At 58.1% G+C, this 23,470-nt stretch carries 21 protein-coding genes and 1 tRNA gene; 11 read left to right on the top strand and 11 right to left on the bottom strand.

Features of this window, described 5'->3' with window-relative positions:
* Positions 1-124: 124 nt before the first annotated feature.
* On the top strand, positions 125-760 hold the full coding sequence (locus QZ653_RS03720; protein WP_296417701.1) for an alpha-ketoglutarate-dependent dioxygenase AlkB family protein: 636 nt from the start codon (positions 125-127) through the stop codon (positions 758-760).
* Between the two features lie 6 nt (positions 761-766).
* Here QZ653_RS03720 and QZ653_RS03715 read toward each other — a convergent pair whose 3' ends face one another.
* Positions 767-1,360 (bottom strand): SH3 domain-containing protein, encoded by a 594-nt coding sequence (locus QZ653_RS03715; protein ID WP_296417700.1) that lies wholly within the window; start codon positions 1,358-1,360, stop codon positions 767-769.
* Positions 1,357-2,178: an ABC transporter permease gene (locus QZ653_RS03710; RefSeq protein WP_296417865.1), complete on the bottom strand. Its 822-nt coding sequence runs from the start codon at positions 2,176-2,178 to the stop codon at positions 1,357-1,359. Before QZ653_RS03710 ends, QZ653_RS03715 begins: the two co-directional genes overlap by 4 nt.
* A gap of 144 nt (positions 2,179-2,322) precedes the next feature.
* On the opposite strand from QZ653_RS03710, the gene cysQ reads away from it, so the two are divergent.
* The 6 genes from cysQ to QZ653_RS03680 all read left to right on the top strand — a co-directional run bounded on the left by cysQ (position 2,323) and on the right by QZ653_RS03680 (position 9,570).
* The gene (gene cysQ / locus QZ653_RS03705) at positions 2,323-3,120 is read left to right on the top strand and encodes a 3'(2'),5'-bisphosphate nucleotidase CysQ (protein ID WP_296417697.1); all 798 of its coding nucleotides are present in this window, start codon (positions 2,323-2,325) and stop codon (positions 3,118-3,120) included.
* Between the two features lie 219 nt (positions 3,121-3,339).
* Positions 3,340-4,233, top strand: coding sequence for a UTP--glucose-1-phosphate uridylyltransferase GalU (gene galU, locus QZ653_RS03700; RefSeq protein WP_296417695.1), 894 nt, complete (start codon positions 3,340-3,342; stop codon positions 4,231-4,233).
* A gap of 77 nt (positions 4,234-4,310) precedes the next feature.
* A complete protein-coding gene (locus QZ653_RS03695; RefSeq protein WP_296417692.1) occupies positions 4,311-5,288 on the top strand; it encodes a glycosyltransferase family 2 protein in 978 nt (325 codons plus the stop codon).
* A 153-nt stretch (positions 5,289-5,441) separates the two neighbouring features.
* Positions 5,442-6,452, top strand: coding sequence for a glycosyltransferase family 2 protein (locus QZ653_RS03690; protein WP_296417691.1), 1,011 nt, complete (start codon positions 5,442-5,444; stop codon positions 6,450-6,452).
* Positions 6,449-8,143: a beta-1,6-N-acetylglucosaminyltransferase gene (locus QZ653_RS03685; RefSeq protein WP_296417689.1), complete on the top strand. Its 1,695-nt coding sequence runs from the start codon at positions 6,449-6,451 to the stop codon at positions 8,141-8,143. The genes QZ653_RS03690 and QZ653_RS03685 overlap by 4 nt, the downstream gene beginning before the upstream one ends.
* A gap of 2 nt (positions 8,144-8,145) precedes the next feature.
* Entirely contained in the window at positions 8,146-9,570 is a 1,425-nt protein-coding gene (locus QZ653_RS03680; RefSeq protein WP_296417687.1) for a sulfotransferase family 2 domain-containing protein, read from the top strand.
* Here the strand turns inward: QZ653_RS03680 and QZ653_RS03675 are convergent.
* The 8 genes from QZ653_RS03675 to QZ653_RS03640 all read right to left on the bottom strand — a co-directional run bounded on the left by QZ653_RS03675 (position 9,567) and on the right by QZ653_RS03640 (position 14,379).
* On the bottom strand, positions 9,567-10,031 hold the full coding sequence (locus QZ653_RS03675; RefSeq protein WP_296417686.1) for a PTS sugar transporter subunit IIA: 465 nt from the start codon (positions 10,029-10,031) through the stop codon (positions 9,567-9,569). The two genes, QZ653_RS03680 and QZ653_RS03675, sit on opposite strands and share 4 nt — an antisense overlap.
* Positions 10,032-10,060: 29 nt before the next feature.
* Positions 10,061-10,636: a ribosome hibernation-promoting factor, HPF/YfiA family gene (hpf, locus tag QZ653_RS03670; protein WP_296417683.1), complete on the bottom strand. Its 576-nt coding sequence runs from the start codon at positions 10,634-10,636 to the stop codon at positions 10,061-10,063.
* Between the two features lie 212 nt (positions 10,637-10,848).
* Positions 10,849-11,601 carry an LPS export ABC transporter ATP-binding protein gene (gene lptB, locus QZ653_RS03665; RefSeq protein WP_296417680.1) on the bottom strand — a complete coding sequence of 251 codons (753 nt, stop codon included), beginning with the start codon at positions 11,599-11,601 and terminating at the stop codon, positions 10,849-10,851.
* Positions 11,601-12,086 (bottom strand): lipopolysaccharide transport periplasmic protein LptA, encoded by a 486-nt coding sequence (gene lptA, locus QZ653_RS03660; RefSeq protein ID WP_296417678.1) that lies wholly within the window; start codon positions 12,084-12,086, stop codon positions 11,601-11,603. Before lptA ends, lptB begins: the two co-directional genes overlap by 1 nt.
* Before the next feature lie 12 nt (positions 12,087-12,098).
* Positions 12,099-12,686: a hypothetical protein gene (locus QZ653_RS03655; protein ID WP_296417676.1), complete on the bottom strand. Its 588-nt coding sequence runs from the start codon at positions 12,684-12,686 to the stop codon at positions 12,099-12,101.
* Complete coding sequence (locus QZ653_RS03650; RefSeq protein WP_296417675.1) at positions 12,687-13,646, bottom strand: KpsF/GutQ family sugar-phosphate isomerase; 960 nt, start codon at positions 13,644-13,646, stop codon at positions 12,687-12,689.
* Positions 13,646-14,257: a ribonuclease D gene (locus QZ653_RS03645; protein ID WP_296417673.1), complete on the bottom strand. Its 612-nt coding sequence runs from the start codon at positions 14,255-14,257 to the stop codon at positions 13,646-13,648. The genes QZ653_RS03650 and QZ653_RS03645 overlap by 1 nt, the downstream gene beginning before the upstream one ends.
* Positions 14,258-14,292: 35 nt before the next feature.
* Positions 14,293-14,379: transfer RNA gene (locus QZ653_RS03640), tRNA-Leu, on the bottom strand.
* 191 nt (positions 14,380-14,570) lie between these two features.
* On the opposite strand from QZ653_RS03640, the gene QZ653_RS03635 reads away from it, so the two are divergent.
* A complete protein-coding gene (locus tag QZ653_RS03635) occupies positions 14,571-15,548 on the top strand; it encodes a complex I NDUFA9 subunit family protein (protein WP_296417671.1) in 978 nt (325 codons plus the stop codon).
* On the opposite strand, the gene QZ653_RS03630 is transcribed toward QZ653_RS03635, so the two are convergent.
* Positions 15,545-16,348, bottom strand: coding sequence for an undecaprenyl-diphosphate phosphatase (locus tag QZ653_RS03630; protein ID WP_296417669.1), 804 nt, complete (start codon positions 16,346-16,348; stop codon positions 15,545-15,547). The genes QZ653_RS03635 and QZ653_RS03630 overlap by 4 nt on opposite strands.
* A 214-nt stretch (positions 16,349-16,562) precedes the next feature.
* Here QZ653_RS03630 and QZ653_RS03625 point away from each other — a divergent pair, with 214 nt between their 5' ends.
* The 3 genes from QZ653_RS03625 (at position 16,563) to gltB (ending at position 23,424) form a co-directional block, all read left to right on the top strand.
* The gene (locus QZ653_RS03625; RefSeq protein ID WP_296417668.1) at positions 16,563-18,032 is read left to right on the top strand and encodes an NAD(P)-dependent oxidoreductase; all 1,470 of its coding nucleotides are present in this window, start codon (positions 16,563-16,565) and stop codon (positions 18,030-18,032) included.
* Positions 18,033-18,146: 114 nt separating this feature from the next.
* Positions 18,147-18,845 carry a hypothetical protein gene (locus QZ653_RS03620; protein ID WP_296417666.1) on the top strand — a complete coding sequence of 233 codons (699 nt, stop codon included), beginning with the start codon at positions 18,147-18,149 and terminating at the stop codon, positions 18,843-18,845.
* A 40-nt stretch (positions 18,846-18,885) separates the two neighbouring features.
* A complete protein-coding gene (gene gltB / locus QZ653_RS03615; RefSeq protein ID WP_296417664.1) occupies positions 18,886-23,424 on the top strand; it encodes a glutamate synthase large subunit in 4,539 nt (1,512 codons plus the stop codon).
* Positions 23,425-23,470: the final 46 nt, after the last annotated feature.

Below are 23,470 nucleotides of genomic sequence, written 5' to 3'. Positions count from 1 at the left end.
GCGGCACGGACCCGTTCCGGCACCCGTGCCTGATGGTTGATTGGTTCGAATGGGCGCGCCCATCCGGATCGAAGGGTATATAGGTGTGCAAATAAGGGCCTGCAACCGGTGGAGTGCTGCAGAAATGCGCAAAAATGATGAAGAAGGGGTTACGCCCCGGCCGACTTTGGTTTTGCGGGGCGTTCAGGTGTTTCAGGGCTGGCTTGATCGCACGGCGCAGGAGGCCCTATTGGCCGAGATTCGGGATGTTGTCAGGGCTGCACCGTTGTTCCAGCCGGTCACGCCATCAGGTCGAAGAATGTCGGTACAGATGACAAGTGCCGGTGATGTCGGGTGGATCGCGGACCGGTCGGGGTATCGCTATGCCGACAGACATCCCCAAGGAACCCTCTGGCCTGACATTCCGCCGACGGTCCGTGCCGTCTGGGACGCGGTGTCGGGGTCGCCCCGTGCTCCGGACAGCTGCCTCATCAACCTTTATCGGGACACCGCGAAAATGGGGCTTCATCAGGATCGCGATGAGGCCGACACCTCCCATCCGGTCGTGTCCGTTTCATTAGGCGATGACGGGCTGTTTCGCATTGGCAACACGACACGCGGCGGACCGACAGAGGCGGTTTGGCTGAAATCGGGCGACGTGGTGGTCATGGGGGGTGATGCACGTCTGGTTTATCACGGGATCGACAAAACGCGCCCCGGTTCGTCGACGGTGCTGTCCGGTGGCGGACGATTGAACCTTACGTTGCGGGTTGCGACCTGACCGGTGTCAATTCGACTGGAACGTGCAGCATCCGCTTTGCACGTAGTTTCCATCCGGTGCCTCTGAGAAAAGGACGGCAGACATGTTGAATGTCCGGTCGCTCATCCCGTCAGAACAATAGCCTGCCTTGACCGTCAGGATGCGGTTCAGGGTCGGCCCCTCGCGCGTTTCGATGTAATATCCGTCGGGCGCGACAATTTCGCGAACGACCGTCAGATCGCGGCGTTCGTTCAGGGCAGGATCATTGTATTCCGCCCCTCGTGGATAAAAGCCGATATCCCAGAACGGCTCGGTCCCGCTGCACACCAGAGGACGCGGAACTTCGTTCGCGGGCAGGGGGTATGGTTCCAGAAAATTCAGGGACACCCAGCCGTCAATCTCACCCGCAGGCACCTTCGCCCATCCATCCTGAATATCGGTGACTTCGACGTTAAGGGTGTAGGGGCCGAAATCACCGATGATATCGAATGATGCGCCCGGGCCGCTTCTGATGTTCAGAACATCGTCACCGGCGACACCCGTCACGGAATACCGATCAGGCAAAAGCTGCGCATGGGCCGCCGTGGACAGACACATCAAAAGTGCGAACAAACGGATCATCGTGCGGCATCCCAACTGCTGGAAACTTTGCGTCTTGTGTAAAACTCTAGCATCAGGCCAATCGTCAACACAACGACGCCGACCTTCAGCGGATAGGAAACCGAACTGAAATGAGGGTTGTAATTGATAAAGGCAAACCCGCGTGACTGGTCGATTGCGTGAAACAGCGGGTTCCAATCGAACATCGCCAACATGCTGCTGGGAAGGGTATTGGCGACAAACATTTTACCTGACGCAATCATGTTTGCCCGCATGTAGATCATGGATACCACGGATATCACTTCCGGCGCCCAGGGTTTCAGCGACAGAAAAACCACCCCCGCAGCGCAGCCGGTAAACCATGCCACCAACAACATGCCGAAGGCCCCGATCGGATCGTAGATCGTGATGGGGTTTATCATCGCGTGGTACATATACAGCACTGTCGACAACGAAAGCACCTGAATATACAGGCTCGACAACGCGGACGACGCGATGCCGATGATCGTATTCATCGGCGCATGCAACATCATTGCCGAGGTCGGACCTTCGGCCCCCATTACGGAACTCAGCGCCTTGATGTGGGTGATGTACATGAAAATGCCGGTCATGATGTACAAAAGGAAATCACCACGGATCGCGACCTTTCGCACGCCAAGAAGGCTGAACATGAAATAAAAGGCAGCCACCAAAATCATGGTCTGCAGCATATTCAGGATCAGCCCGACCAACGCGTTGCGGTGGCCGCTGCGAATGTTTCTGACGACGGAGTGATAGATCAGCTCAAGAATATTGAGGGCGGACCTGGACCGTGTCGTCGGACGACGTGCTTCAAACATAACTGCCTGCCATTTGTTGTGCCATATCCTGGCGATGTGCCTTATGGCACGAATTTCTTGCCGAACCTTTAGCGCCACATCATAAGGGGCCAATACGCACGGATCAATGAAAACAGCCGTGACCGTCAATATGCAGGGGGCAGAATGGACTTTGACAAGCTGACACAGGTGATGCGCACTTTGGCACTTGAGGCCGGCGACATCATCATGGACATCTATAATGCCGACGATTTCGAAGTGAAATCAAAGAGCGATGACAGCCCGGTGACAGCAGCGGACGAAGCCGCCGATGCCCATATTTCAGCGGGGCTGCGCGCGGCATTTCCCGATGTCACGCTGATCACCGAAGAACAGGCGGACAGTCATGCGTTGGAGGCAACCACCTTTCTGATCGTCGATCCGCTTGATGGCACCAAGGAATTCATCCATCGCCGTGGCGATTTCACGGTCAATATTGCCTATGTCAAAGACGGTTCGCCCGTGCGCGGCGTTGTCTATGCGCCTGCCAAGGGGCGGCTGTTTTACACCACGGCGGACGGTATATCGGTTGAAGAAGTCGGTGCTTTGGACAAGGAAACAGCAGGAACAACCGTTCCGATTTCCGTCAGCACACCGGATAACACAGCGCTTATGGTCGTTGCCTCGAAATCACACCGGGATCAGGCGACGGACGACTACATCAACAAATATGCAGTCAACGACATGAAAAGCGCGGGTTCGTCTTTGAAGTTCTGTCTTGTTGCCACGGGTGAGGCCGATCTTTACCCCCGCGTCGGCCGAACGATGGAATGGGACACCGCGGCTGGGCATGCAGTCCTGACCGGGGCAGGCGGATCAGTGATCCGGTTTGATGATCACTCCGTGCTGACCTATGGCAAGGCCGATTTTGCCAATCCGTTTTTCATCGCACACGCGCCGGGCGTCGACCTTAAACGTCCCTGAATCTGGCCCCATCCCTGCGGCACCGGTTGTCGGGGGAGTCCTCGTTTGCCATAAGATCTGGGTAGGGAATGTTCGGGGCGCTTTCTGGATTTGCGGCAAAGTTGACGCAGAATGAACGAGTTTCCCCGCCGTTTGTAGGGACCTGCACGTTTATGCTTGTTTAATTAGGTGCTAGGTAAGATAGCAAATGACCTCCGTTGACGGAGCAAAGGACCAAGAATGAATAAGAGCGTCACCAAAGCCATTTTCCCCGTTGCAGGGTTGGGCACCCGTTTTCTGCCGGCCACGAAGTCTGTCCCCAAGGAAATCATGACCCTCGTGGATCGTCCGTTGATCCAGTATGCAATCGACGAGGCGCGGGCCGCAGGCATCAAGGAATTCATTTTTGTGACCTCGCGCGGTAAATCCGCGCTTGAAGACTATTTCGACATGGCTCCGCATCTTGAGGCCGAACTGCGCAAGAAAGACAAAGTCGATCTTCTGGCTGAACTGAAATCGACAAACATGGACAGCGGCGCGATTGCCTACATTCGGCAACAACGCGCACTTGGGCTGGGTCACGCTGTCTGGTGCGCCCGCCGTCTTGTCCACAACGAACCGTTTGCCGTGATTTTGCCCGACGATGTCATCGCGGCCGAAAAGCCGTGTTTGCAGCAGATGGTAGAGGCCCATGCCGAAACCGGCGGCTGCATGGTCGCCGCGATGGAGGTTCCGCCGGAAAAAGCGTCGTCCTATGGCGTGATCGACATTAAGGAAGACCTCGGGTCCGTCGTGTCTGTCAATGGTCTGGTGGAAAAACCCAAGGCAGAAGAAGCGCCTTCAAACCTTGCGGTGATTGGTCGTTATATTCTGACACCCCAGATCATGCGGAACCTGAACAAGATCAAATCCGGCTCTGGTGGTGAGATTCAGCTTACCGATGCTATTGATGCCGAACTGCGCGAGGGACGGGATGTCTTTGGCTACAGGTTTCAGGGCCAGCGGTTTGACTGCGGATCAAAGGCAGGATTTTTGCAGGCAACGGTTGCCTTCGGCCTTGCGCGCGAAGACCTGCACGATGAATTCGATGGCTACTTGCGCAAATTGATGACCATGCAGACAGCCGCGCAATAATGTCCTAGTCACCCAAGATGTTTCCTGTCCGATCTCCGTCAGGCCAACCCAGATCAGGGGCATGGTTTGCGTATCGGATGCGATGGAAACGGCGGCGTCTGCTGTACCGGTCATGGAAACGCCGAAACGATCTGACCCGCGTCAGCAAGAAGGACATCCCGTCGCAGGGCGTTCTTGTCTTCGCGACGCTTCGCAATGAAATGCTACGCCTCCCCCACTGGCTTGATCACTACCGCGCGCTGGGTGTCTCGCATTTTCTTGTGGTCGACAACGGGTCCGACGACGGATCAACCGCCTTTCTGGCCGAACAGCCGGATGTATCCCTCTGGTCGACACATCACAGCTACAAGGCGGCGCGGTTTGGCGTCGACTGGTTGACCTGCCTTCAGCACCGGTATGGCCGCGAAAGGTGGTGTCTGACGGTCGATGCGGACGAGGTGTTGATCTACCCGGAATCAAACACGCGTGACCTGAATGCCCTGACGGCCCATCTGGACGCACAAAATCGGCGCGCATTCGGCTGTCTGATGCTGGACCTCTATCCCAAGGGGCCGGTGGGGCAGGCAAGATACAAGGCAGGCGATGACCCGATGACCGTCCTGCGCTGGTTTGATGCGGACAATTACCGTGCCAGACGTCATGAGGTTTTTGGCAACCTGTGGATTCAGGGCGGGGTCCGGGACCGGCTCTTTTTCGGCAGCCGGCCTGAACGTGCGCCAACCCTGAACAAGACGCCTTTGGTGAAATGGCAACGGGGCTATGTCTATGTCACGTCGACCCACCAGATTTTGCCACGTGATCTGAACGATGTCTTTGATCTGGGTGAGGGGGGGCGCGTATCGGGGGTGCTGCTGCATACCAAGTTCCTCCCCAATATTGGTGAGAAATCGCACGAGGAGCTTTCGCGGGCCCAGCATTTCGAAAACAGCGATCTTTATGCGCCCTACTACGCGGCTTTGATCGACGATCCCGATTTGTGGTGCGATGCTTCGGTCGCCTACACAGGACCCGATCAATTGATTGATCTGGGTCTGATGTCCCGCGGCAACTGGTAAACGGGAAGTGTCGGCACCAGCGGTTGCCTAATCGCCGACTTTGTTTATTGAATGGAAACAAAGAGAGGCTTTTGTGTCTGTTTTCAATAGAGTGTTAACCACAACGTTCTAGCGAGGGTTACGCAGGCACATGGGCAGAACGGAAGGACCGACTTGGGCGCCTTGACTTCATATCGACTTCGCCTTCAGCGAAAGCGCTGGCACATTCGTGCCCGGCGCAAGTCGCGTGAGTTGTCGTCCGTCATCGACCGCACCGACAAGATCAAACCAGGGGACATCCTTCTGTTTTCGACGTTTCGCAACGAAGACATCCGACTGCCGTTCTTCTTGCAATATTACCGCGATTTGGGGGTCGATCACTTCATCATGGTCGACAACGACAGCGATGACGGCGGTGCCGATTTCGTGGCCCAACAACCGGATGTATCATTGTGGAGGAGCAAAGGCAGCTATAGGCGATCGCGGTTCGGGGTCGACTGGCTGAACCATCTGCAACGCAAATACGCCCATGGACATTGGACGCTGGTCGTCGATCCTGATGAATTCTTTGTCTATCCGTTTTGCGATACCCGCCCGATCCGGGCGCTGACAGACTGGCTTGATGCCTCGGACATTCGCAGTTTCGGGGCCATGTTGTTGGATATGTATCCCAAAGGGCGTCTTGATGCCGTGCCCTACCGGCGGGGTCAGAACCCGATGGAAATTGCGACATGGTTCGACAGCGGCAACTACACGATTTCCAAGAACCATTTGTATTATAACCTGTGGATACAGGGCGGACCCCGTGCGCGCATGTTCTTTCGCGAAGAACCGTGGCGCGCGCCCGCCCTTAACAAAACACCACTGGTCAAATGGGACCGGAAATATGCCTACGTCAGTTCAACCCACATGGTCCTGCCACGGGGTCTGAACCTCGTTTATGACGAATGGGGCGGGGAAAAGGCGTCAGGCATTCTGTTGCACGCCAAATTCCTTGATACCTTTGGCGACAAGGCGAAGGAAGAACTGTCCCGCAACCAGCACTACGCCAATTCGCACGAATACAAGGCCTACGCTGACGGGATCGCGCAGCATCCCGACCTGTGGTGCAAATGGTCTGAAAAATACATCAACTGGCGGCAGCTTGAAATTCTGGGCCTTATGTCGAAGGGCAACTGGGCATGAGCGTGGGTGTCGTCATTCTGGTCCACACGGCCCTCAACCGCGCCGAGCAGGTGATCCGCCACTGGTCGGAGGCAGGTTGCCCCGTTGTGATCCATGTCGACAAGAACGTGCCGCGCGCGACCTATGATGCCTTCGTGTCCAGCCTGTCAGATGTCCCGGATGTTCTGTTTTCCAAACGGCATCGCTGCGAATGGGGCACATGGGGCATCGTTGCTGCGTCCCAGTCTGCATCCGCGCTGATGTTGAAATCCTTTCCCGATGTTCGCCATGTCTATCTTGCCTCCGGGTCCTGTCTTCCGCTGCGGCCGGTCAAGGATTTGCAGCGCTACCTTGAACAGCGCCCCCGCACCGATTTTATCGAAAGTGCCACGACGGCCGATGTGCCCTGGACCCAAGGCGGGCTTGATTTTGAACGGTTCACCCTGCGGTTCCCGTTCTCGTGGCGTAAACAGCGGTTCTTGTTTGATCGCTACGTCGAATTTCAGCGAAGGCTGAAAATCTACCGACGTGTGCCGGACGGTATTGTCCCGCACATGGGGTCGCAGTGGTGGTGCCTCACACGGCAGACCTTGTCTGCCATCCTCGATGATCCGGAACGACCCGTTTACGACCGCTATTTCAAACGGGTCTGGATCCCTGATGAAAGCTATTTCCAAACGCTGGTGCGGCTATATTCACAAAATATCGAAAGCCGGTCACTGACGCTGTCCAAGTTCGACTATCAGGGCAAACCGCATATCTTTTATGACGACCATCTTCAGCTGTTGCGCAGGTCCGATTGCTTTGTCGCGCGGAAAATCTGGCCGCATGCCGACCGTCTGTATGATCACTTCCTGAATGAGGAAAACCCTCTCAAGGGGGCCGAACCGAACCCCGGCAAGATCGACAGGATTTTCTCCAAAGCAGTTGAACGGCGCACGCGCGGACGGGCCGGATTGTTCATGCAAAGCCGGTTGCCGCGCCCCGGACATGAGAACGGATTTACCTCCGCGTCCTATTCTGTCTTCGAAGGGTTCACGGAACTGTTCGAGGATTTCGAACCTTGGCTTGCCCGGATCACCGGTACCCGCGTGCACGGTCATCTTTACGCAAAGGACCGCGTGCATTTCGAGGGCGAACAGAAGACATTCAGCGGCGCATTGTGCGACAATGCCAAACTGCGCGACCACCACGCACAATTGTTTTTGATCAACCTTGTGTGGAACACTCGTGGCGAACGTCAGTGTTTTCAGTTCGGCCCGACCGATACCCAGTTTGCCAGCTGGGATCTGGCCAAGGACCCGAATGCGCAGATCAGCGTCATTTCCGGCGCCTGGGCCATTCCGCTGTTCCAGTCGAACCGCAATTTTTCGGACATTCGTGCAGAGGCGGCAGAGCTTCAGCGTATCGAAAGCGAACATATCAACGCCCTGCGGTCACCCTATGCGAAGGCACGGGTGCGGGTCTGGACGCTTGCCGATTTCATCGAAACCCCGATGGAGGCGCTGCAAACCGTGCTGGATGAAATGAGGGCCAAAAACCTGCGGCATGTGACGGAGGCCCCGAAGATGGCTGATCTGTCCGGGTTTGGCCAGTTTTTGCAGAACCTCAAAAATCAGGGGATGCACCCCTATCTGATGGGGGATTTCCCTGCCGACAGCGCCCCCACCAATGATCGCCCGACACGGCGCAGACCCTATCTGGTACGGTAAGAATGACCCAATTTGACAGTTTCGTGGTCTTTGCAGAAATGCGGACAGGGTCCAATTTTCTTGAGGCAAACCTGAACGCTCTGGACGGGGTGACCTGCCATGGGGAGGCTTTCAACCCCTATTTTATCGGCTATCCCAACCGCAAGACCTGTCTGGGATATACTGCCGAACAACGAGATGCGAACCCTGAGGCTTTGTTCGATGCCGTTGTGGCGGCGCAGGGCATGAACGGGTTCAGGTACTTCAGCGATCACGACATGCGCGTCTTCGATGCGATCATCAAGAATCGGCGGTGTGCCAAGATTGTTCTGACCCGCAACCCCGCCGAAAGCTACGTCAGCTACAAGATCGCAAAAGCCACCCAGCAGTGGAAGTTAAGCGATGTCAAAAGCCACCGGAGCGAGACCATCAGATTTGACGCCGATGAATTCGACGATCACATCACGCGGCTGCAGCACTTCCAGATCAGGTTGCTGAACGCCCTTCAGACATCCGGACAAACGGCATTCTATGTAGACTACGAAGATTTGCAGAACGTGGATGTGATGAACGGGGTTGCACGGTTTCTTGGGGTTCCGGACAGGCTGAAGGCGCTGGACAGTTCGTTGAAAAAGCAAAACCCCGGGTCGTTGGCGGATAAGGTTGAAAACTTCGGGGATATGGCCGCGGCTCTGGCGCGGGCGGACCGGTTCAACCTCACGCGCACGCCCAATTTTGAACCCCGCCGCGGACCGTCTGTTCCCGGCTATCTGGCAGCCCCGACAGCACCTTTGTTGTTCATGCCCATCAAATCCGGACCCACACAAACCGTGACAGCATGGCTGGCCGGACTTGATGATGCGCAACCGGATGACCTGATTGGCAAGTTCACGCAGAAATCCTTGCGGACATGGAAACGCGACCGCCCCGGCCACCGGACATTTACGGTTTTGCGGCATCCTGTCGCCCGCGCGCACGCCGCATTCAGTGCAAAAATCCTCTCCGATAAGGAAGGCAGTTTCACCAAGATCAGAACGGTCCTGCGCAACCAGTTCAAACTGCCGATCCCGGCGCGCTATCCGGATGCCAAATACGGCGTGGCAGAACACAAGGACGCGTTTCTGGCCTTTTTGAAGTTCCTTAAGGCGAACCTGTCGTCACAGACCAACATCCGCGTGGATGCCCATTGGGCCACGCAGGCGCAGGTTCTTGAAGGATACGCCGAATTCGGCACACCGGATTTCGTATTGCGTGAAGACGACCTTGAAGAAAGCCTTGCCATCATGGCCGCGCAAATTGGCAAAACGACAATGCCCCAGATTGATGCCGAAACGGATAGTCATGCACCATTGTTGAAAGAGATCTATTCAGCCGAGATCGAGGCAGCCGTCCGGGACGTCTACCAACGCGACTATGTCGCATTCGGGTTTGGCGATTACGGCAGCTAGGCTGCCTGCGCCGCGCTCATCTCTGTCAGGATCGTGTAGATCGTGGACGGGTCTTCATTGGCGCGCAGCTTGGTGCAGATGTTTTCATCCCGCAATGTCCGCGACACCAGCGCCAGCGCCTTGAGGTGTTCGACACCGGCGTCTTGCGGCGCAAACAGGGCAAACGCCAGATCAATCGGCTGACGATCCACAGCGTCAAAATCAATCGACTTTTTCAGACGCAGGAACAGACCGCAGACCTTGGTCAAACCCGGCAGTCGGGCATGGGGCAAAGCAACGCCATGCCCCACACCTGTTGGTCCCAGACTTTCACGATCCATCAGGGCATCGACCACGGTTGTATGGTCCAGCCCAAAACAGCTTTCTGCCATATCGCCAAGGTCATGAAACAGCCGCTTTTTGCTGGTGGCTGATGCAATCACCTTAATACCCGTTGCCGGAAGGATATCCTGAATGGTCATGTCATTCCCCGAACGAACCATGGTTCGTTCTAGCTCGCGTTGCGGGGGTCAATCCAGCCGATGTTGCCGTCATCACGGCGATACACCACGTTGATCCCTTTGTTTCCCTCATTCCGAAACACAAGTACCGGCGCATCAGCGAGTTCCATTTGCATCACCGCTTCCCCAACGGAGAGAGACGGGATTTTGGTTTCCATCTCTGCTACAATCATGGAACTGACGCCGTCCGGTTCATTATCTTCCGACTCAGTCTGTGAGGCGAGGATATAGGACCCCGCATCGGAGAGTTCAACCGGTTGTGATCGCCCGTTGTGGTGGTCTTTCAGGCGGCGCTTGTACCGCCTGAGTTGTTTTTCCATTTTCTCGGATGCGCTGTCAAAAGCAGCATAGATTTCAGTATCTTTGCCCTTGGCTTGCGCCGTTAGACCGGTCGAAAGATGCACCACAGCTTCGCACACGTATTCATGTGCGCTTTTGGAAAAGACGATATTTGCGTCGGTCGGGCGGCCTGCATATTTGCTGAAAACCTCCCCCATTTCAGTCTGCACATGGGTTTGCAGGGCTTCGCCAATGTCGATTTGCTTTCCTGTGATCTGATAGCGCATCTTTTCTCCTTCATTTCAATGCAGACAATAGGGGCGTGGGAACCGTTAAGGGTTCGTAAAATCAGGCCGGAATTGTCAGAAATGATGACAGTGGGGCGGTTGTGTGCGACCGGCGCCCGTAAGGCGCGTTGCCGACCACATGTGAAACCGTGACTGTCATCCCCTGCATTGGGCGCCCAAATTGACGATCTGTCAATGGGCGGGGTGTCACATCAGGTCACACGGAAGGAATTGCCAAGATACACGCGACGGACGTTTTCATCCTCGACCACCTCCTTCGTGGTGCCGGACATGAGGATTTTACCGTCGTGCAAGATGTAGGCACGGTCGACAATCTGAAGGGTTTCCTGAACGTTGTGGTCGGTGATCAGGACGCCGATCCCGCGATTTTTCAGGTCGGCCGTCAGGGCGCGGATTTCGCCGACAGCAATCGGATCAACCCCCGCAAACGGTTCGTCGAGAAGGACATAATTGGGATCAGCGGCCAGACAACGTGCGATTTCGGCGCGCCGGCGTTCCCCCCCCGAAAGGGCCATGGCCGGTGCACGCCGGATGTGACCGATGTTGAATTCCGACAGCAATTCTTCCAGCCGTTCGCGGCGGCGCGTGCGGTCGGGTTCTGCAATTTCAAGAATCGACAAAATGTTGTCTTCTACATTCAGCCCGCGGAAGATCGACATTTCCTGCGGCAGATAACCGATGCCCAGCTTGGCGCGGCGATACATCGGCAGGGCCGTCACATCGCGACCGTCCACAACCACATTGCCGCCTTCGGGTGTCACAAGACCGGCGATAGAATAGAAACAGGTCGTCTTGCCGGACCCGTTTGGTCCAAGAAGGGCCACGACCTCTCCCCGTCCGAGATGCATCGACACGTCGCGGATGACCAGCCTTTTGCGGTAGCTTTTGCGCAGGTTGACGACCCGCAGGCCGACGTCGCCGTCTGTGACGGTCAGGTCCGGCATCAGTTCCCGCCTTGCGTCAGGATCGTGCGTACACGCCCTTCCATCTGCGCCGCCCCCGTCGTGAGGTTGATCCGCATTGTGTCCGCCGAGATGGCACTTGCCCCTTGGGTCAAAAGAACATCCCCGTTCATCGTCAGGGTGCCTGCATCAAGATTGTAGTCCGCGCTTTGCGCCTCTGCCGCTTCGGTATCGGTCACAAAGGTCACGCCGCCTGTGGCGCTCAACCGGCTGATGTCCCCCGCCGTTCCGTCATAGATGACTTCGACACGGCCAGCCGACAGACGCAACTGACCCTGACCCAGCACAACATTTCCTTCGAAGATCGCAGTGCCGCTGTTCTGATCCACTGTCAGATTGTCGGCCGTAATCTCCACAGGCGCTGCGGGGTCCGCGCTGATCCCTCCAAGATTGAGATTGGTTTGGGCCGCGAGCGGAGCCGCAAGGATCATGGTCGCCACAAACAGGGCAGATTTCAAAAGCGTCACGTGCACTCTCCGTTAGGGTTGGGGTGTGTATACCAGCCGGACACCGTTTTGGAACACCATCACTTGTCCGGTGTCCGTATCCGGTGTTTCAATGACCAGCTGCCCCGCTGTCAGCGCGCCAAACGGGGCCTGCACCTCAAGCGGGCCATCGCTGATGATGCGCCCTGTGGTCAGGTTGGCGGATATGCCTGCGGTCTCCATCTCATACCCGTTCGAGGTCTCAAGATGGGCCAGTCCCGTAAGGCGGGCGGTGTTGTTGATGTTGTCGATCTCACCCATACCCGCGCGGATGTCGATGACGGTGCCGTCGGCGGATTGAATGTTGGCGGTCATCGCCTCGACCGACAGGACGTCCCCCTGCGGCTTGGCCGTTCGGGCCGCCAGATTGATGATTGATCCATCATCCGCCACGCCCGACAGTTGCGGGCCGGACAGGCGCGGTTCGCGGGCGATGTCCTCGATCTCGGCGTAGGGGATGGTGCTGTCCTGTGTCGGGGCGCGGGCAAACAGAAAGATTGTGGACATCAGCGCCAGTGCGGCCAGCGGAAGCGTGACCTTCAAGAACCCGACAAACTGTGAATAGCTTTCGTCGCCGAACATTTACACCACGCCTGCACGGAGGCAGTCGTGAATGTGGAGAATACCTGTCACATCCAAAGACCCCTCGGGGTCCACGACAAACAGACAGGTGATCTTGCGGTCCTGCATCACGTTCACAGCCTCTTCGGCCAGCGCATCAGGACCTATGGTGCGGGGGTCACGCGTCATGACTTGCCCCGCGGTCAGATCCAGCAAACCGGCCATGTTCCGACGCAAGTCGCCGTCGGTCACGATGCCGCAAAGGTAGCCTGCCTTATCGAGAACACCAACCACGCCGAACCCCTTCTGGCTGATCATCAGCAGGGTATCGCTCATGGGGGTGGAGGTCGTGACCAGCGGCAGGGCGTCACCTGCGTGCATCAGATCGCCCACACGGGCCAGTTGCGCGCCCAGTTTGCCGCCCGGATGAAACTGACGGAAGTTTTCAGCGGAAAAATCACGGTGCTCCATCAGAGCCACGGCGAGGGCATCGCCCAGCGCCAGCGTCATGGTGGTAGAAGTGGTCGGCACCACGCCGGTGCCACAAGCCTCGGGTGTTTTTGGCATCGCCAGAAGGATATCACTGAACCGCGCCAAAGTGCTTTCAGGTTTGCTGGTGATCCCGATCAGGGGAATATCGAACCGCTGGGTATAGGCCAGAAGATTGGCCAGTTCAGGTGCCTCGCCGGAATTGGAAATGGCAAGGACAACATCCTGTTTTGTCACCATGCCAAGATCACCGTGGGATGCTTCTGCGGGGTGGACGAACTGTGCGGGGGTTCCGGTACTGGCCAGCGTGGCCGCGATTTTTCGGGCGATGTGGCCCGACTTTCCGATCCCGGACACCACCACGCGCCCCTGCGCCTTGAGGATGGTTTCAACGGCGTCGGTCAGGGTTGCGTCAAGGGCGTCTGCCAGCCCGGACAGGGCTGCGGCCTCTTCGCGGATGACCCGCCGCGCCGTGTCCAGAAACCGTCCCATCAGTGCGAAAAGATGTCCTGTTCCGGCCAGCCCGCCAGATCAAGCGTCGCGCGCATGGGCAAGAAGTCAAAACAGGCTTGCGCCATGTCCATCCGGCCCTCACGGGTCATGCGCTCGTTCAGCTTGTCGCGCAGCTGATGCAGGTACAAAACGTCGGATGCGGCATAGTCCAGCTGGGCGGCGGTCAGGGTTTCCGCGCCCCAGTCCGATTGCTGCTGGAATTTTGAGATATCGACAGACAGCAGTTCCTGAAGCAGGTTCTTCAACCCGTGGCGGTCCGTGTAGGTCCGCACCAGTTTGCTGGCGATCTTGGTGCAATAAACAGGCGCGGCGGTGGTGCCAAAGGCGTTGGCCATCGCGGCGATATCGAACCGGCCAAAGTGAAAGAGTTTCAGGACATCGCGATCTGCCAGCATCTTGCACAGGTTCGGGGCCTCGGTCTGGCCCTTTTCGACCTGGATCAAGTGGCAATCGCCATCGCCGCCCGACATCTGGATCAGACACAGACGGTCGCGGTGGGGGTTCAGGCCCATTGTCTCGCAATCAATGGCCACGACAGGGCCAAGGTCGAGGCCGTCGGGCAGGTCATTTTTGTAAAGATGGTTTGTCATGTGATCTGTCTACCTTCCGTTGTGGGGGAAGTGAATGGTGCCCAGAAGAGGACTCGAACCTCCACGTCCATACAGACACCAGCACCTGAAGCTGGCGCGTCTACCAATTCCGCCATCTGGGCACAGATCACGTGAGGGGGCGTTTAAGATGGTGAGGCAGGCCTGTCAACGGGATTCGGCGGGGATTCTGGCTGGTTTGGGATTTTGAGTATTTGAAGCAAAACGAAGCAGAACCGGTGCGGCCATATCGACCTTGTTTCTTAAGGGTCGTGGGGGTAGATCGGGGGAAAGTCAGCCCGAGGGAAATTTTGTCATGTCCAAGCTTGTCACCATCTACGGCGGGTCCGGTTTTGTCGGTCGCTATATCGCGCGGCGTCTGGCCAAGGATGGCTGGCGCATTCGCGTGGCGGTGCGCAACCCCAATGAGGCCATGTTTGTGAAGCCATACGGCGCTGTGGGGCAGGTGGAACCGGTGTTCTGCAATATCCGTGATGACGCCTCTGTGCGGTCCGTGATGACGGGGGCCGATGCGGTGGTGAACTGCGTTGGCGTTCTGGATGAAGTTGGCAAAAACACGTTTGAAGCGGTTCAGGCGGACGGGGCCGAGCGTATTGCCCGCATCGCAGCAGAGCAGGGTGTGGCGGCGATGGTGCAGATTTCCGCCATTGGCGCGGATGCGGATGCGGACAGCGAATATGCGCAAACCAAGGCCGCCGGTGAGGCGGGTGTGTTGCGTCACATGCCGGAGGCGATGATTTTGCGGCCTTCGATCATTTTCGGGATGGAAGATGAATTCTTCAACCGGTTTGCGGGCATGTCGCGCTTTGGTCCGGTCCTGCCGGTCGTCGGTGCTGAAACGCGGTTTCAGCCGGTCTATGTGGATGATGTTGCGAAAGCGGCTGCCCTGGGTGTGAACGGCGATGCGCGGGGCATTTATGAACTGGGCGGGCCTGATGTGCATACGTTCCGCGAATTGATGCAGCAGATGTTGGACATCGTGCGACGTCGTCGTTTGGTCCTGAACATTCCGTTCTGGATGGCGCGGGTCATGGCGTTCGGGTTCCGTGTTGTGCGGTTCCTGACGTTGGGTCTGGTGCGCGGGCCGCTGACGGCGGATCAGGTGAAAAACCTTGCCGTGGATAATGTGGTGGCTGAGGATGCCAAAACCTTTGCCGATCTTGGCATTGCCCCCACGGCGATGGAAGCGGTTTTGCCGGATTATCTGTGGCGGTTCCGGCCCAGCGGGCAGTATGACGCGATCAAGGAAAGCGCCAGAAACCTGAAGGTTTAGGCGTAGGCGATCCAGAGAAGGATCAGCCCGAGGATCACGCGGTAGATCACGTAGGGCGTGAAGCTGACGGATCTGAGCAGACGCATCATCAAAGCAAGGGCTGCGAGGGCGGCGACAAAGGCCAGTGCGGCGGCTACGGCGCCGTCGCGGGCGGCTTGTGCGTCGGCGGTTGAGGCGACTTCCGCCCCGATAAGCACACCCGAGGCGATGATTGTGGGAATCGACATCAACATGGCCAGTTTCGCGCCGTCTTCGCGGGCGTAGCCCAGTCGGCGGGCGGCGGTGATTGTGATGCCGCTGCGGGAGGTGCCGGGGATAAGCGAGATGGCTTGCCACAGTCCCATGGTGAAGGCGTGTTTTAACGTCCAATCGCTGGCCTTGCGGGTGGTGGCGCCGGTTTGGTCCGCCCAGTAGAGGACCAATCCGAAAATCAGCATCGTCCAGCCGATCACCGCCATGGACCGCATCATGTCGTCCAGACCGGTGAGTTTGAGGATCAGCCCGAAGATCACCACGGGGATCGTGGCGATGATCAGACACAGCGCGAGAAACGCGCCTTGGGTGTCGATTTTACCGCGCAAAAGGCGGGTGAGGCCAAAGAGCGCAGCACGGACGTCGGACCAGAAATAGAGGATCACTGCAAAGAGCGTGCCGATATGAACGGCGACGTCGATGACCTGTCCCTGATCGTCCATACCCGTCAGTTGGGGCAGTAAAATAAGGTGGCCGGACGAGGACACGGGTAGAAATTCTGTGATCCCCTGGATCAAGGCGGCGAGGACGAGTGTGAGGAGGGGCATGGATCATCCGATTCGTTTTGTTCTTTGTAAAACAAACGGATTCAGGTGAAAGAGACATGATAAGTCCGCATCGGTCCTAAAAAATCACCGATTGCGCGAAATCTGGCTTGCCATCGGAGCAAAAACTAACAATTAGGTAAACTATACTGACTTTTCTTTCCGTGAATGGGGGATTAGAGAGGCGGTTCAGAATTTATGTTCGGAGGAATGTCCTGTGGCTGGTCAAAAGATGCTGAAGTTCACGAAGGTGGAACGGGATATGCCGGAGAAGCGGCCCCCTAATCTACGCACAGAAGATTTCGGAGAGATTTACGCAGAGTTCGCCACGGCCAAGGCCGAAGAACAGGCGAGCCGGTGCAGCCAGTGTGGCGTGCCCTATTGCCAGTCCCATTGTCCGCTGCACAACAACATCCCTGACTGGCTGCGCATGACTGCGGAGGGCCGTCTGGAAGAAGCCTATGAGCTGAGCCAGGCGACAAACACCTTCCCCGAAATCTGTGGCCGAATCTGCCCGCAGGACCGGTTGTGCGAAGGCAATTGTGTGATCGAACAATCGGGTCATGGCACGGTCACGATCGGGTCCGTGGAAAAGTACATCACCGACACCGCGTTCGAGCAGGGCTGGGTGAAACCCATCCGCCCCCACACCGAACGCCCCGAGAGTGTGGGCATCATCGGCGCGGGCCCAGGCGGGTTGGCAGCGGCGGATATGCTGCGCCGTCAGGGCGTGCAGGTTACGGTTTATGACCGCTATGATCGCGGGGGCGGTTTGCTGACCTACGGCATCCCCGGCTTCAAGCTGGAAAAGGATGTCGTGATGAAACGCATGGCGCAGCTGGAAGATGGCGGCGTTGAATTTGTGCTGAACTGCAATGTGGGTGAAGACATCTCGTTCGATGCAATCCGGGGCAAGCATGAGGCCGTGCTGATCGCCACCGGCGTCTATAAAACAAGGGCTTTGGAGGCCCCCGGCGTGGACAACGACGGGATTGTCCGCGCGATTGATTATCTGACGGCCAGCAACCGCAAAAGCTTTGGCGATGACGTGGAAGAGTTCGACAGTGGCGAGCTGAACGCCGAAGGAAAACGCGTTGTCGTCATCGGTGGCGGGGACACGGCGATGGACTGTGTGCGCACGGCGATCCGTCAGGGGGCGCGCTCTGTCAAATGTCTGTACCGCCGCGACCGTGCGAATATGCCGGGGTCCCAACGTGAGGTTCAGAACGCCGAGGAAGAGGGCGTGGAATTTGTCTGGCTGGCCGCGCCCAACGGGTTTGCGGGCAATGCGGACGGGCCTGCGCGGGCCGTTGAAATGCCCAATTCCGTAACCGGCGTGAAGGTGCAGAAAATGCGTCTTGGCCAGCCTGATGCGACGGGCCGTCAATCGCCCGAATTGATCGACGGCAGCGACTATGTTGAAGACGCCGATCTGGTGGTTCAGGCGCTGGGCTTTGAGCCTGAGGATTTGCCGAAACTTTGGGGTGTGGACGGGTTGGAAGTGACCCGTTGGGGCACCATCAAAGCGGCGTTCAACACCGGTGAGACGAGCCTTGAGGGGGTCTATGCGGCGGGTGACATTGTACGTGGTGCGAGCCTTGTGGTGTGGGCGATCAAGGACGGGCGCGAGGCCGCCGATGCGATCATGGATTACCTGAGCCAAGGGGCGTCTGTGGCCGCCGAATAGGGCTGTGACAGGCGTATGCCCAGCGTACACAACCTGTACACAGGGCGTATGTACACCGGCAGGCGCGTGCCGTGCCGATAGGACAGTAGGACTGACATGGAGTGTGAAGGAATGATGAAGACGACAGTGACCATCGCCCTGCTGGCCGCAAGCCCAGTGGCCGCGCAGCAGTTTTCCCTTCCGCAGGGGTGTGAGGGCTACCTTACGATCCAGACGGCGTCGTGTAACGTGTCGCACCATTTCATTTGCGACTTTGACGCAGAGGGCGAACAGCGCCGCGCGACGCTGGATGAAGAGGGGCTGACCTATGTTGGCAAGATCAATTCGGAGGCCGAGTGGGTCGAGAGTTTTCATCTGCGGTCGGGGCATACCGAACAGCTGACGTCATCGGCGGACCGCATGATGATGACGGACCTGTTGGCCGGTGACGTGGACACATGGGATTTCACCACCTCAAGCGACGAGATCGGTGACAGCCAGTATGTGGGCTTTGACCAGTTGACCGGTGAGAGCGTGGTCATTGATGGCGTGACCTTGTTGCGCACGGAATATGCGCTGACGGCCTTTGATGAGAACGGTGAGGAAACGTGGCGGTCGGCGGGCAACGAATTTGTGCATCCCGAATGGCGCATGTTTATCGGTGGCACGAGCACCTACACCACCAGCAACGGCACCTTTGACAGCGATGACACGCCTGTTGAGTTTATCTTTCCGGGGGAGGACGGGTTTCTGTCTGTGAACCCGAAACACGGATGCGGGGTCGAAATGTCGTCGTTTGACGCCTCCCCCCTGATTATCCCAGCAGCGAACTGAATTTTACCGCCCCCCGCGGGGCCGGACCGAGGAGAACAGCATGACCAAGTATGATGACGCATGGGCCGAGGCCGAACGCACGAAGCGTGAATGGATGGCGCAGAACGGCCTGTATGACGAGGCCGATGAAAAGGCCAACTGTGGTGTGGGTCTGGTTGTGTCCATTGACGGCAAGAAAAGCCGGTCGGTTGTGGAAAACGGCATTTCCGCGCTGAAGGCGATCTGGCATCGCGGGGCTGTGGATGCGGACGGCAAGACGGGCGATGGCGCGGGCATTCACGTGCAGATTCCGTTCAAGTTCTTCGGTGAACAGGTGGAACGCACGGGCCACACCCTGCGGGACGGTGAAATGCTGGCCGTGGGTCAGGTGTTCCTGCCGCGCACGGATTTTGGCGCACAGGAAACCTGCCGGACCATTGTCGAGACCGAAGTCCTGCGGATGGGCTATTACATCTATGGCTGGCGCCATGTGCCCGTGAACATCGACTGTCTGGGTGAAAAGGCCAACGCGACGCGGCCCGAGATTGAGCAGATTTTGATTTCGAACTCCAAAGGCGTGGATGAGGAGACGTTCGAGCGTGAATTGTACGTCATCCGTCGCCGGATTGAGAAAGCCGCAGCAGCTGCGGGGATCAACGGGCTGTATCTGGCGTCTTTGTCGTGCCGGTCGATTATCTACAAGGGGATGATGCTGGCCGAGCAGGTGGCGGAGTTTTACCCGGACCTGCTGGACGAACGCTTCATCTCGGCCTTTGCGATTTATCACCAGCGGTATTCGACGAACACCTTCCCGCAGTGGTGGTTGGCGCAGCCGTTCCGCATGTTGGCCCACAATGGGGAGATCAACACGCTGAAGGGCAACCTGAACTGGATGAAATCCCATGAGATTCGCATGGCGTCGTCGACCTTCGGGGATATGGCTGAGGATGTGAAGCCTGTGGTTGCGGGCGGGTCGTCCGATTCGGCGGCTTTGGATGCGGTGTTCGAGGTGCTGGTGCGTGCCGGTCGGTCTGCGCCTATGGCGAAGACCATGTTGGTCCCTGAAAGCTGGTCGAAGCAGGCGACGGAACTGCCGCAGTCGTGGCGCGATATGTATTCCTACTGCAATTCGGTGATGGAGCCTTGGGATGGTCCGGCGGCATTGGCGATGACGGACGGGCGCTGGGTCTGTGCCGGTCTGGACCGGAACGGGCTGCGCCCCATGCGGTATGTGGTGACCGGGGATGGCCTGCTGATCGCCGGGTCCGAGGCCGGGATGGTCCCGATCAACGAGGCCGATGTCGTGGAAAAAGGCGCGCTGGGCCCCGGTCAGATGATCGGTGTGCACATGGGCAAGGGGGCGCTGTTCCATGATGAGGAACTGAAAGACAAGATGGCGGCCGCGCTGCCGTTCGGTGACTGGGTCGGCAAGATCAATGAGCTGGACGATGAACTGGGTGCCGTGACCGAAAGCCCGCTTTATGCGGGGGCCGAGTTGCGCAAGCGCCAGATCGCCGCCGGGTACACCATTGAGGAGCTGGAGAACATTCTGGCGCCCATGGCCGAGGACGCCAAAGAGGCGTTGGCGTCGATGGGGGATGACACGCCCTCTGCCGTGTTGTCGGAAAAATACCGTCCGCTGAGCCATTTCTTCCGCCAGAATTTCAGTCAGGTGACGAACCCGCCGATTGACAGCTTGCGCGAGTTCCGCGTGATGTCTTTGAAGACGCGGTTCGGGAACCTCAAGAACGTGCTGGATGAGGATTCGTCGCAGACGGAAATCCTTGTGCTGGACAGCCCGTTTGTGGGCAATGCGCAGTGGGATGCGCTGCAAGGCGCGTTCAATGCGTCCTGTGTCGAGATTGATTGTACCTTCCCCGCCAACGGTGAACGGGGTGCCTTGGAAGAGGGCCTGAAACGTATTCGGGCCGAGGCTGAGGATGCGGTGCGGTCCGGTGCGGGGCATCTGACCCTGACGGACCAACATCAGGGTGAGGGCCGTGTGCCCATGCCGATGATTCTGGCGACCTCAGCGGTGCACAGCTGGCTGACCCGCAAGGGGCTGCGGACGTTCACATCGCTGAACGTGCGGTCTGCGGAATGTATCGACCCGCATTATTTCGCCGTGCTGATCGGCTGTGGTGCCACGGTGGTGAACGCCTATCTGGCTGAGGACAGTCTTGATGACCGGATTGAACGGGGCCTGCTGGATTGCACGTTGACCGAGGCTGTCGCGCGGTATCGCAATGCCATCGACCAAGGTCTGTTGAAGATCATGGCGAAGATGGGGATTTCTGTGATCTCAAGCTATCGCGGGGGTCTGAACTTTGAGGCTGTTGGCCTGTCGCGTGCCATGGTCGCCGAATATTTCCCCGGCATGCAGAGCCGGATTTCCGGCATTGGTGTGACCGGTATCCAGCGCAAGGTGGAAGAGGTGCATCAGGCCGGTTGGCGGGGTGGCAAGGACGTGCTGCCAATCGGTGGTTTCTACAAGGCGCGACGTCAGGGCGAAAAGCACGCTTGGGAAGCACAGACCATGCACCTGATGCAGCAGGCCTGTAACCGTGCGTCTTATGAACTGTGGAAGCAGTATTCAGGTGCCATGCAGGGCAATCCGCCGATCCACCTGCGTGATCTGCTGGCGATCAAGCCCATGGGCAAGAAGGTTCCGATTGAGGAGGTGGAATCCATCACCTCAATCCGCAAACGGTTCGTGACGCCGGGCATGTCGCTGGGCGCGCTGTCGCCAGAGGCGCATAAGACGTTGAACGTGGCGATGAACCGGATTGGCGCGAAGTCCGACAGTGGTGAGGGTGGTGAAGATCCGGCACATTTCGTGCCGGAGCCTAATGGCGACAACCCGTCTGCGAAGATCAAGCAGGTGGCGTCGGGGCGTTTTGGTGTCACGGCTGAATACCTGAACCAGTGTGAAGAACTTGAAATCAAGGTCGCGCAGGGGGCCAAGCCCGGTGAGGGCGGCCAGCTGCCCGGCATGAAGGTCACCGACCTGATCGCGCGGCTGCGGCATTCGACCAAGGGTGTGACGCTGATTTCACCGCCGCCGCACCACGACATCTATTCGATCGAAGACCTTGCGCAGCTGATCTACGACCTCAAACAGATCAACCCGCGCTGTAAGGTGACGGTGAAGCTGGTGGCGTCCTCTGGCGTTGGTACGATTGCTGCCGGTGTGGCCAAGGCCAAGGCCGATGTGATCCTGATTTCGGGGCACAATGGCGGCACGGGGGCATCGCCTGCGACCAGCATTAAATATGCTGGCCTGCCGTGGGAGATGGGCCTGACCGAGGCGCATCAGGTTCTGGCGATGAACAACCTGCGGGATCGTGTGACCCTGCGGACCGATGGGGGCCTGCGCACGGGGCGTGACATTGTCATGGCCGCGATGCTGGGGGCCGAGGAATACGGGATCGGCACCGCTGCGCTGATCGCCATGGGCTGCATCATGGTGCGTCAGTGCCAAAGCAACACCTGCCCCGTGGGTGTCTGTACGCAGGATGAGGCGTTGCGCGATAAGTTCACCGGCACTGCGGACAAGGTTGTGAACCTGATTACGTTCTATGCCACCGAAGTGCGCGAGATTTTGGCCGAGATTGGCGCGCGGTCCTTGGATGAGGTGATTGGCCGTGCGGACCTGTTGGATCAGGTCAGCCGTGGGTCGGCGCATCTGGATGATCTGGATTTGAACCCGCTGCTGATCACCGTCGATGGGGCGAAAGACATCGTTTATGACCGCAACAAGCCACGCAATGCCGTGCCTGATACGCTGGATGCACAGATCGTGCAGGATGCGGCGCGGTTCCTCAACGATGGGGAAAAGATGCAGCTGGAATATGCGGTGCAGAACACGTTGCGGACCATCGGGACGCGCACGTCGAGCCACATTGTCCAGAACTTCGGGATGCGGAACAGCCTGCAGCCGGACCATCTGACGGTGAAGTTGAAAGGATCGGCCGGTCAATCCTTGGGGGCCTTTGCGGCACCGGGGTTGAAGCTGGAAGTGTCGGGGGATGCCAACGACTATGTCGGCAAGGGTCTGTCCGGCGGCACGGTTGTGGTGCGGCCGCCTATGGCGAGCCCGCTGGTCGCATCCGAGAATACGATCATCGGCAACACGGTGCTGTATGGTGCGACAGACGGTTATCTGTTTGCCGCAGGGCGTGCGGGGGAACGGTTTGCCGTGCGCAATTCCGGCGCGAAGGTGGTGATCGAGGGCTGCGGGTCCAACGGGTGTGAATACATGACCGGTGGTGTTGCGGTGATCCTTGGGTCCATTGGCGCGAACTTCGGTGCGGGGATGACGGGCGGTATGGCCTATCTGTATGATCCGCAGCGTGAGGCTGATGCCCTGATCAACATGGAAACGCTTGTGACCTGTCCGGTGGGCGTTGACCATTGGGAAACGCAGTTGCGTGGACTGGTTGAGAGGCATCATGCGGAAACAGGCAGCCGGAAGGCCGCCGACATCCTGCAAAACTGGGACACGGAGCTTGGCAACTTTGTGCAGGTCTGCCCCAAGGAAATGCTGATCCATCTGCCGGCCCCGTTGGGGGTGGAGGAAACAGCGGTTCCTGCGGAATAGGCCCTGCACAGGCGACGCGCATATCCCCCGTCCTTGGATAAAAGGG

The organism is Pseudooctadecabacter sp. (genome assembly GCF_020627745.1).
Lineage (GTDB): Bacteria > Pseudomonadota > Alphaproteobacteria > Rhodobacterales > Rhodobacteraceae > Octadecabacter.
This window is presented reverse-complemented; position numbering and strand designations above follow the sequence as displayed.

Bases quoted from the DNA above. Each gene is read 5' to 3' on its own strand.
- QZ653_RS03720 (WP_296417701.1), top strand. From the start codon at position 125: ATGCGCAAAAATGATGAAGAAGGGGTTACGCCCCGGCCGACTTTGGTT.
- QZ653_RS03715 (WP_296417700.1), bottom strand. From the start codon at position 1,360: ATGATCCGTTTGTTCGCACTTTTGATGTGTCTGTCCACGGCGGCCCAT.
- QZ653_RS03710 (WP_296417865.1), bottom strand. From the start codon at position 2,178: ATGTTTGAAGCACGTCGTCCGACGACACGGTCCAGGTCCGCCCTCAAT.
- cysQ (WP_296417697.1), top strand. From the start codon at position 2,323: ATGGACTTTGACAAGCTGACACAGGTGATGCGCACTTTGGCACTTGAG.
- galU (WP_296417695.1), top strand. From the start codon at position 3,340: ATGAATAAGAGCGTCACCAAAGCCATTTTCCCCGTTGCAGGGTTGGGC.
- QZ653_RS03695 (WP_296417692.1), top strand. From the start codon at position 4,311: ATGCGATGGAAACGGCGGCGTCTGCTGTACCGGTCATGGAAACGCCGA.
- QZ653_RS03685 (WP_296417689.1), top strand. From the start codon at position 6,449: ATGAGCGTGGGTGTCGTCATTCTGGTCCACACGGCCCTCAACCGCGCC.
- QZ653_RS03680 (WP_296417687.1), top strand. From the start codon at position 8,146: ATGACCCAATTTGACAGTTTCGTGGTCTTTGCAGAAATGCGGACAGGG.
- QZ653_RS03675 (WP_296417686.1), bottom strand. From the start codon at position 10,031: ATGACCATTCAGGATATCCTTCCGGCAACGGGTATTAAGGTGATTGCA.
- hpf (WP_296417683.1), bottom strand. From the start codon at position 10,636: ATGCGCTATCAGATCACAGGAAAGCAAATCGACATTGGCGAAGCCCTG.
- lptB (WP_296417680.1), bottom strand. From the start codon at position 11,601: ATGCCGGACCTGACCGTCACAGACGGCGACGTCGGCCTGCGGGTCGTC.
- QZ653_RS03655 (WP_296417676.1), bottom strand. From the start codon at position 12,686: ATGTTCGGCGACGAAAGCTATTCACAGTTTGTCGGGTTCTTGAAGGTC.
- QZ653_RS03650 (WP_296417675.1), bottom strand. From the start codon at position 13,646: ATGGGACGGTTTCTGGACACGGCGCGGCGGGTCATCCGCGAAGAGGCC.
- QZ653_RS03645 (WP_296417673.1), bottom strand. From the start codon at position 14,257: ATGACAAACCATCTTTACAAAAATGACCTGCCCGACGGCCTCGACCTT.
- QZ653_RS03635 (WP_296417671.1), top strand. From the start codon at position 14,571: ATGTCCAAGCTTGTCACCATCTACGGCGGGTCCGGTTTTGTCGGTCGC.
- QZ653_RS03630 (WP_296417669.1), bottom strand. From the start codon at position 16,348: ATGCCCCTCCTCACACTCGTCCTCGCCGCCTTGATCCAGGGGATCACA.
- QZ653_RS03620 (WP_296417666.1), top strand. From the start codon at position 18,147: ATGAAGACGACAGTGACCATCGCCCTGCTGGCCGCAAGCCCAGTGGCC.
- gltB (WP_296417664.1), top strand. From the start codon at position 18,886: ATGACCAAGTATGATGACGCATGGGCCGAGGCCGAACGCACGAAGCGT.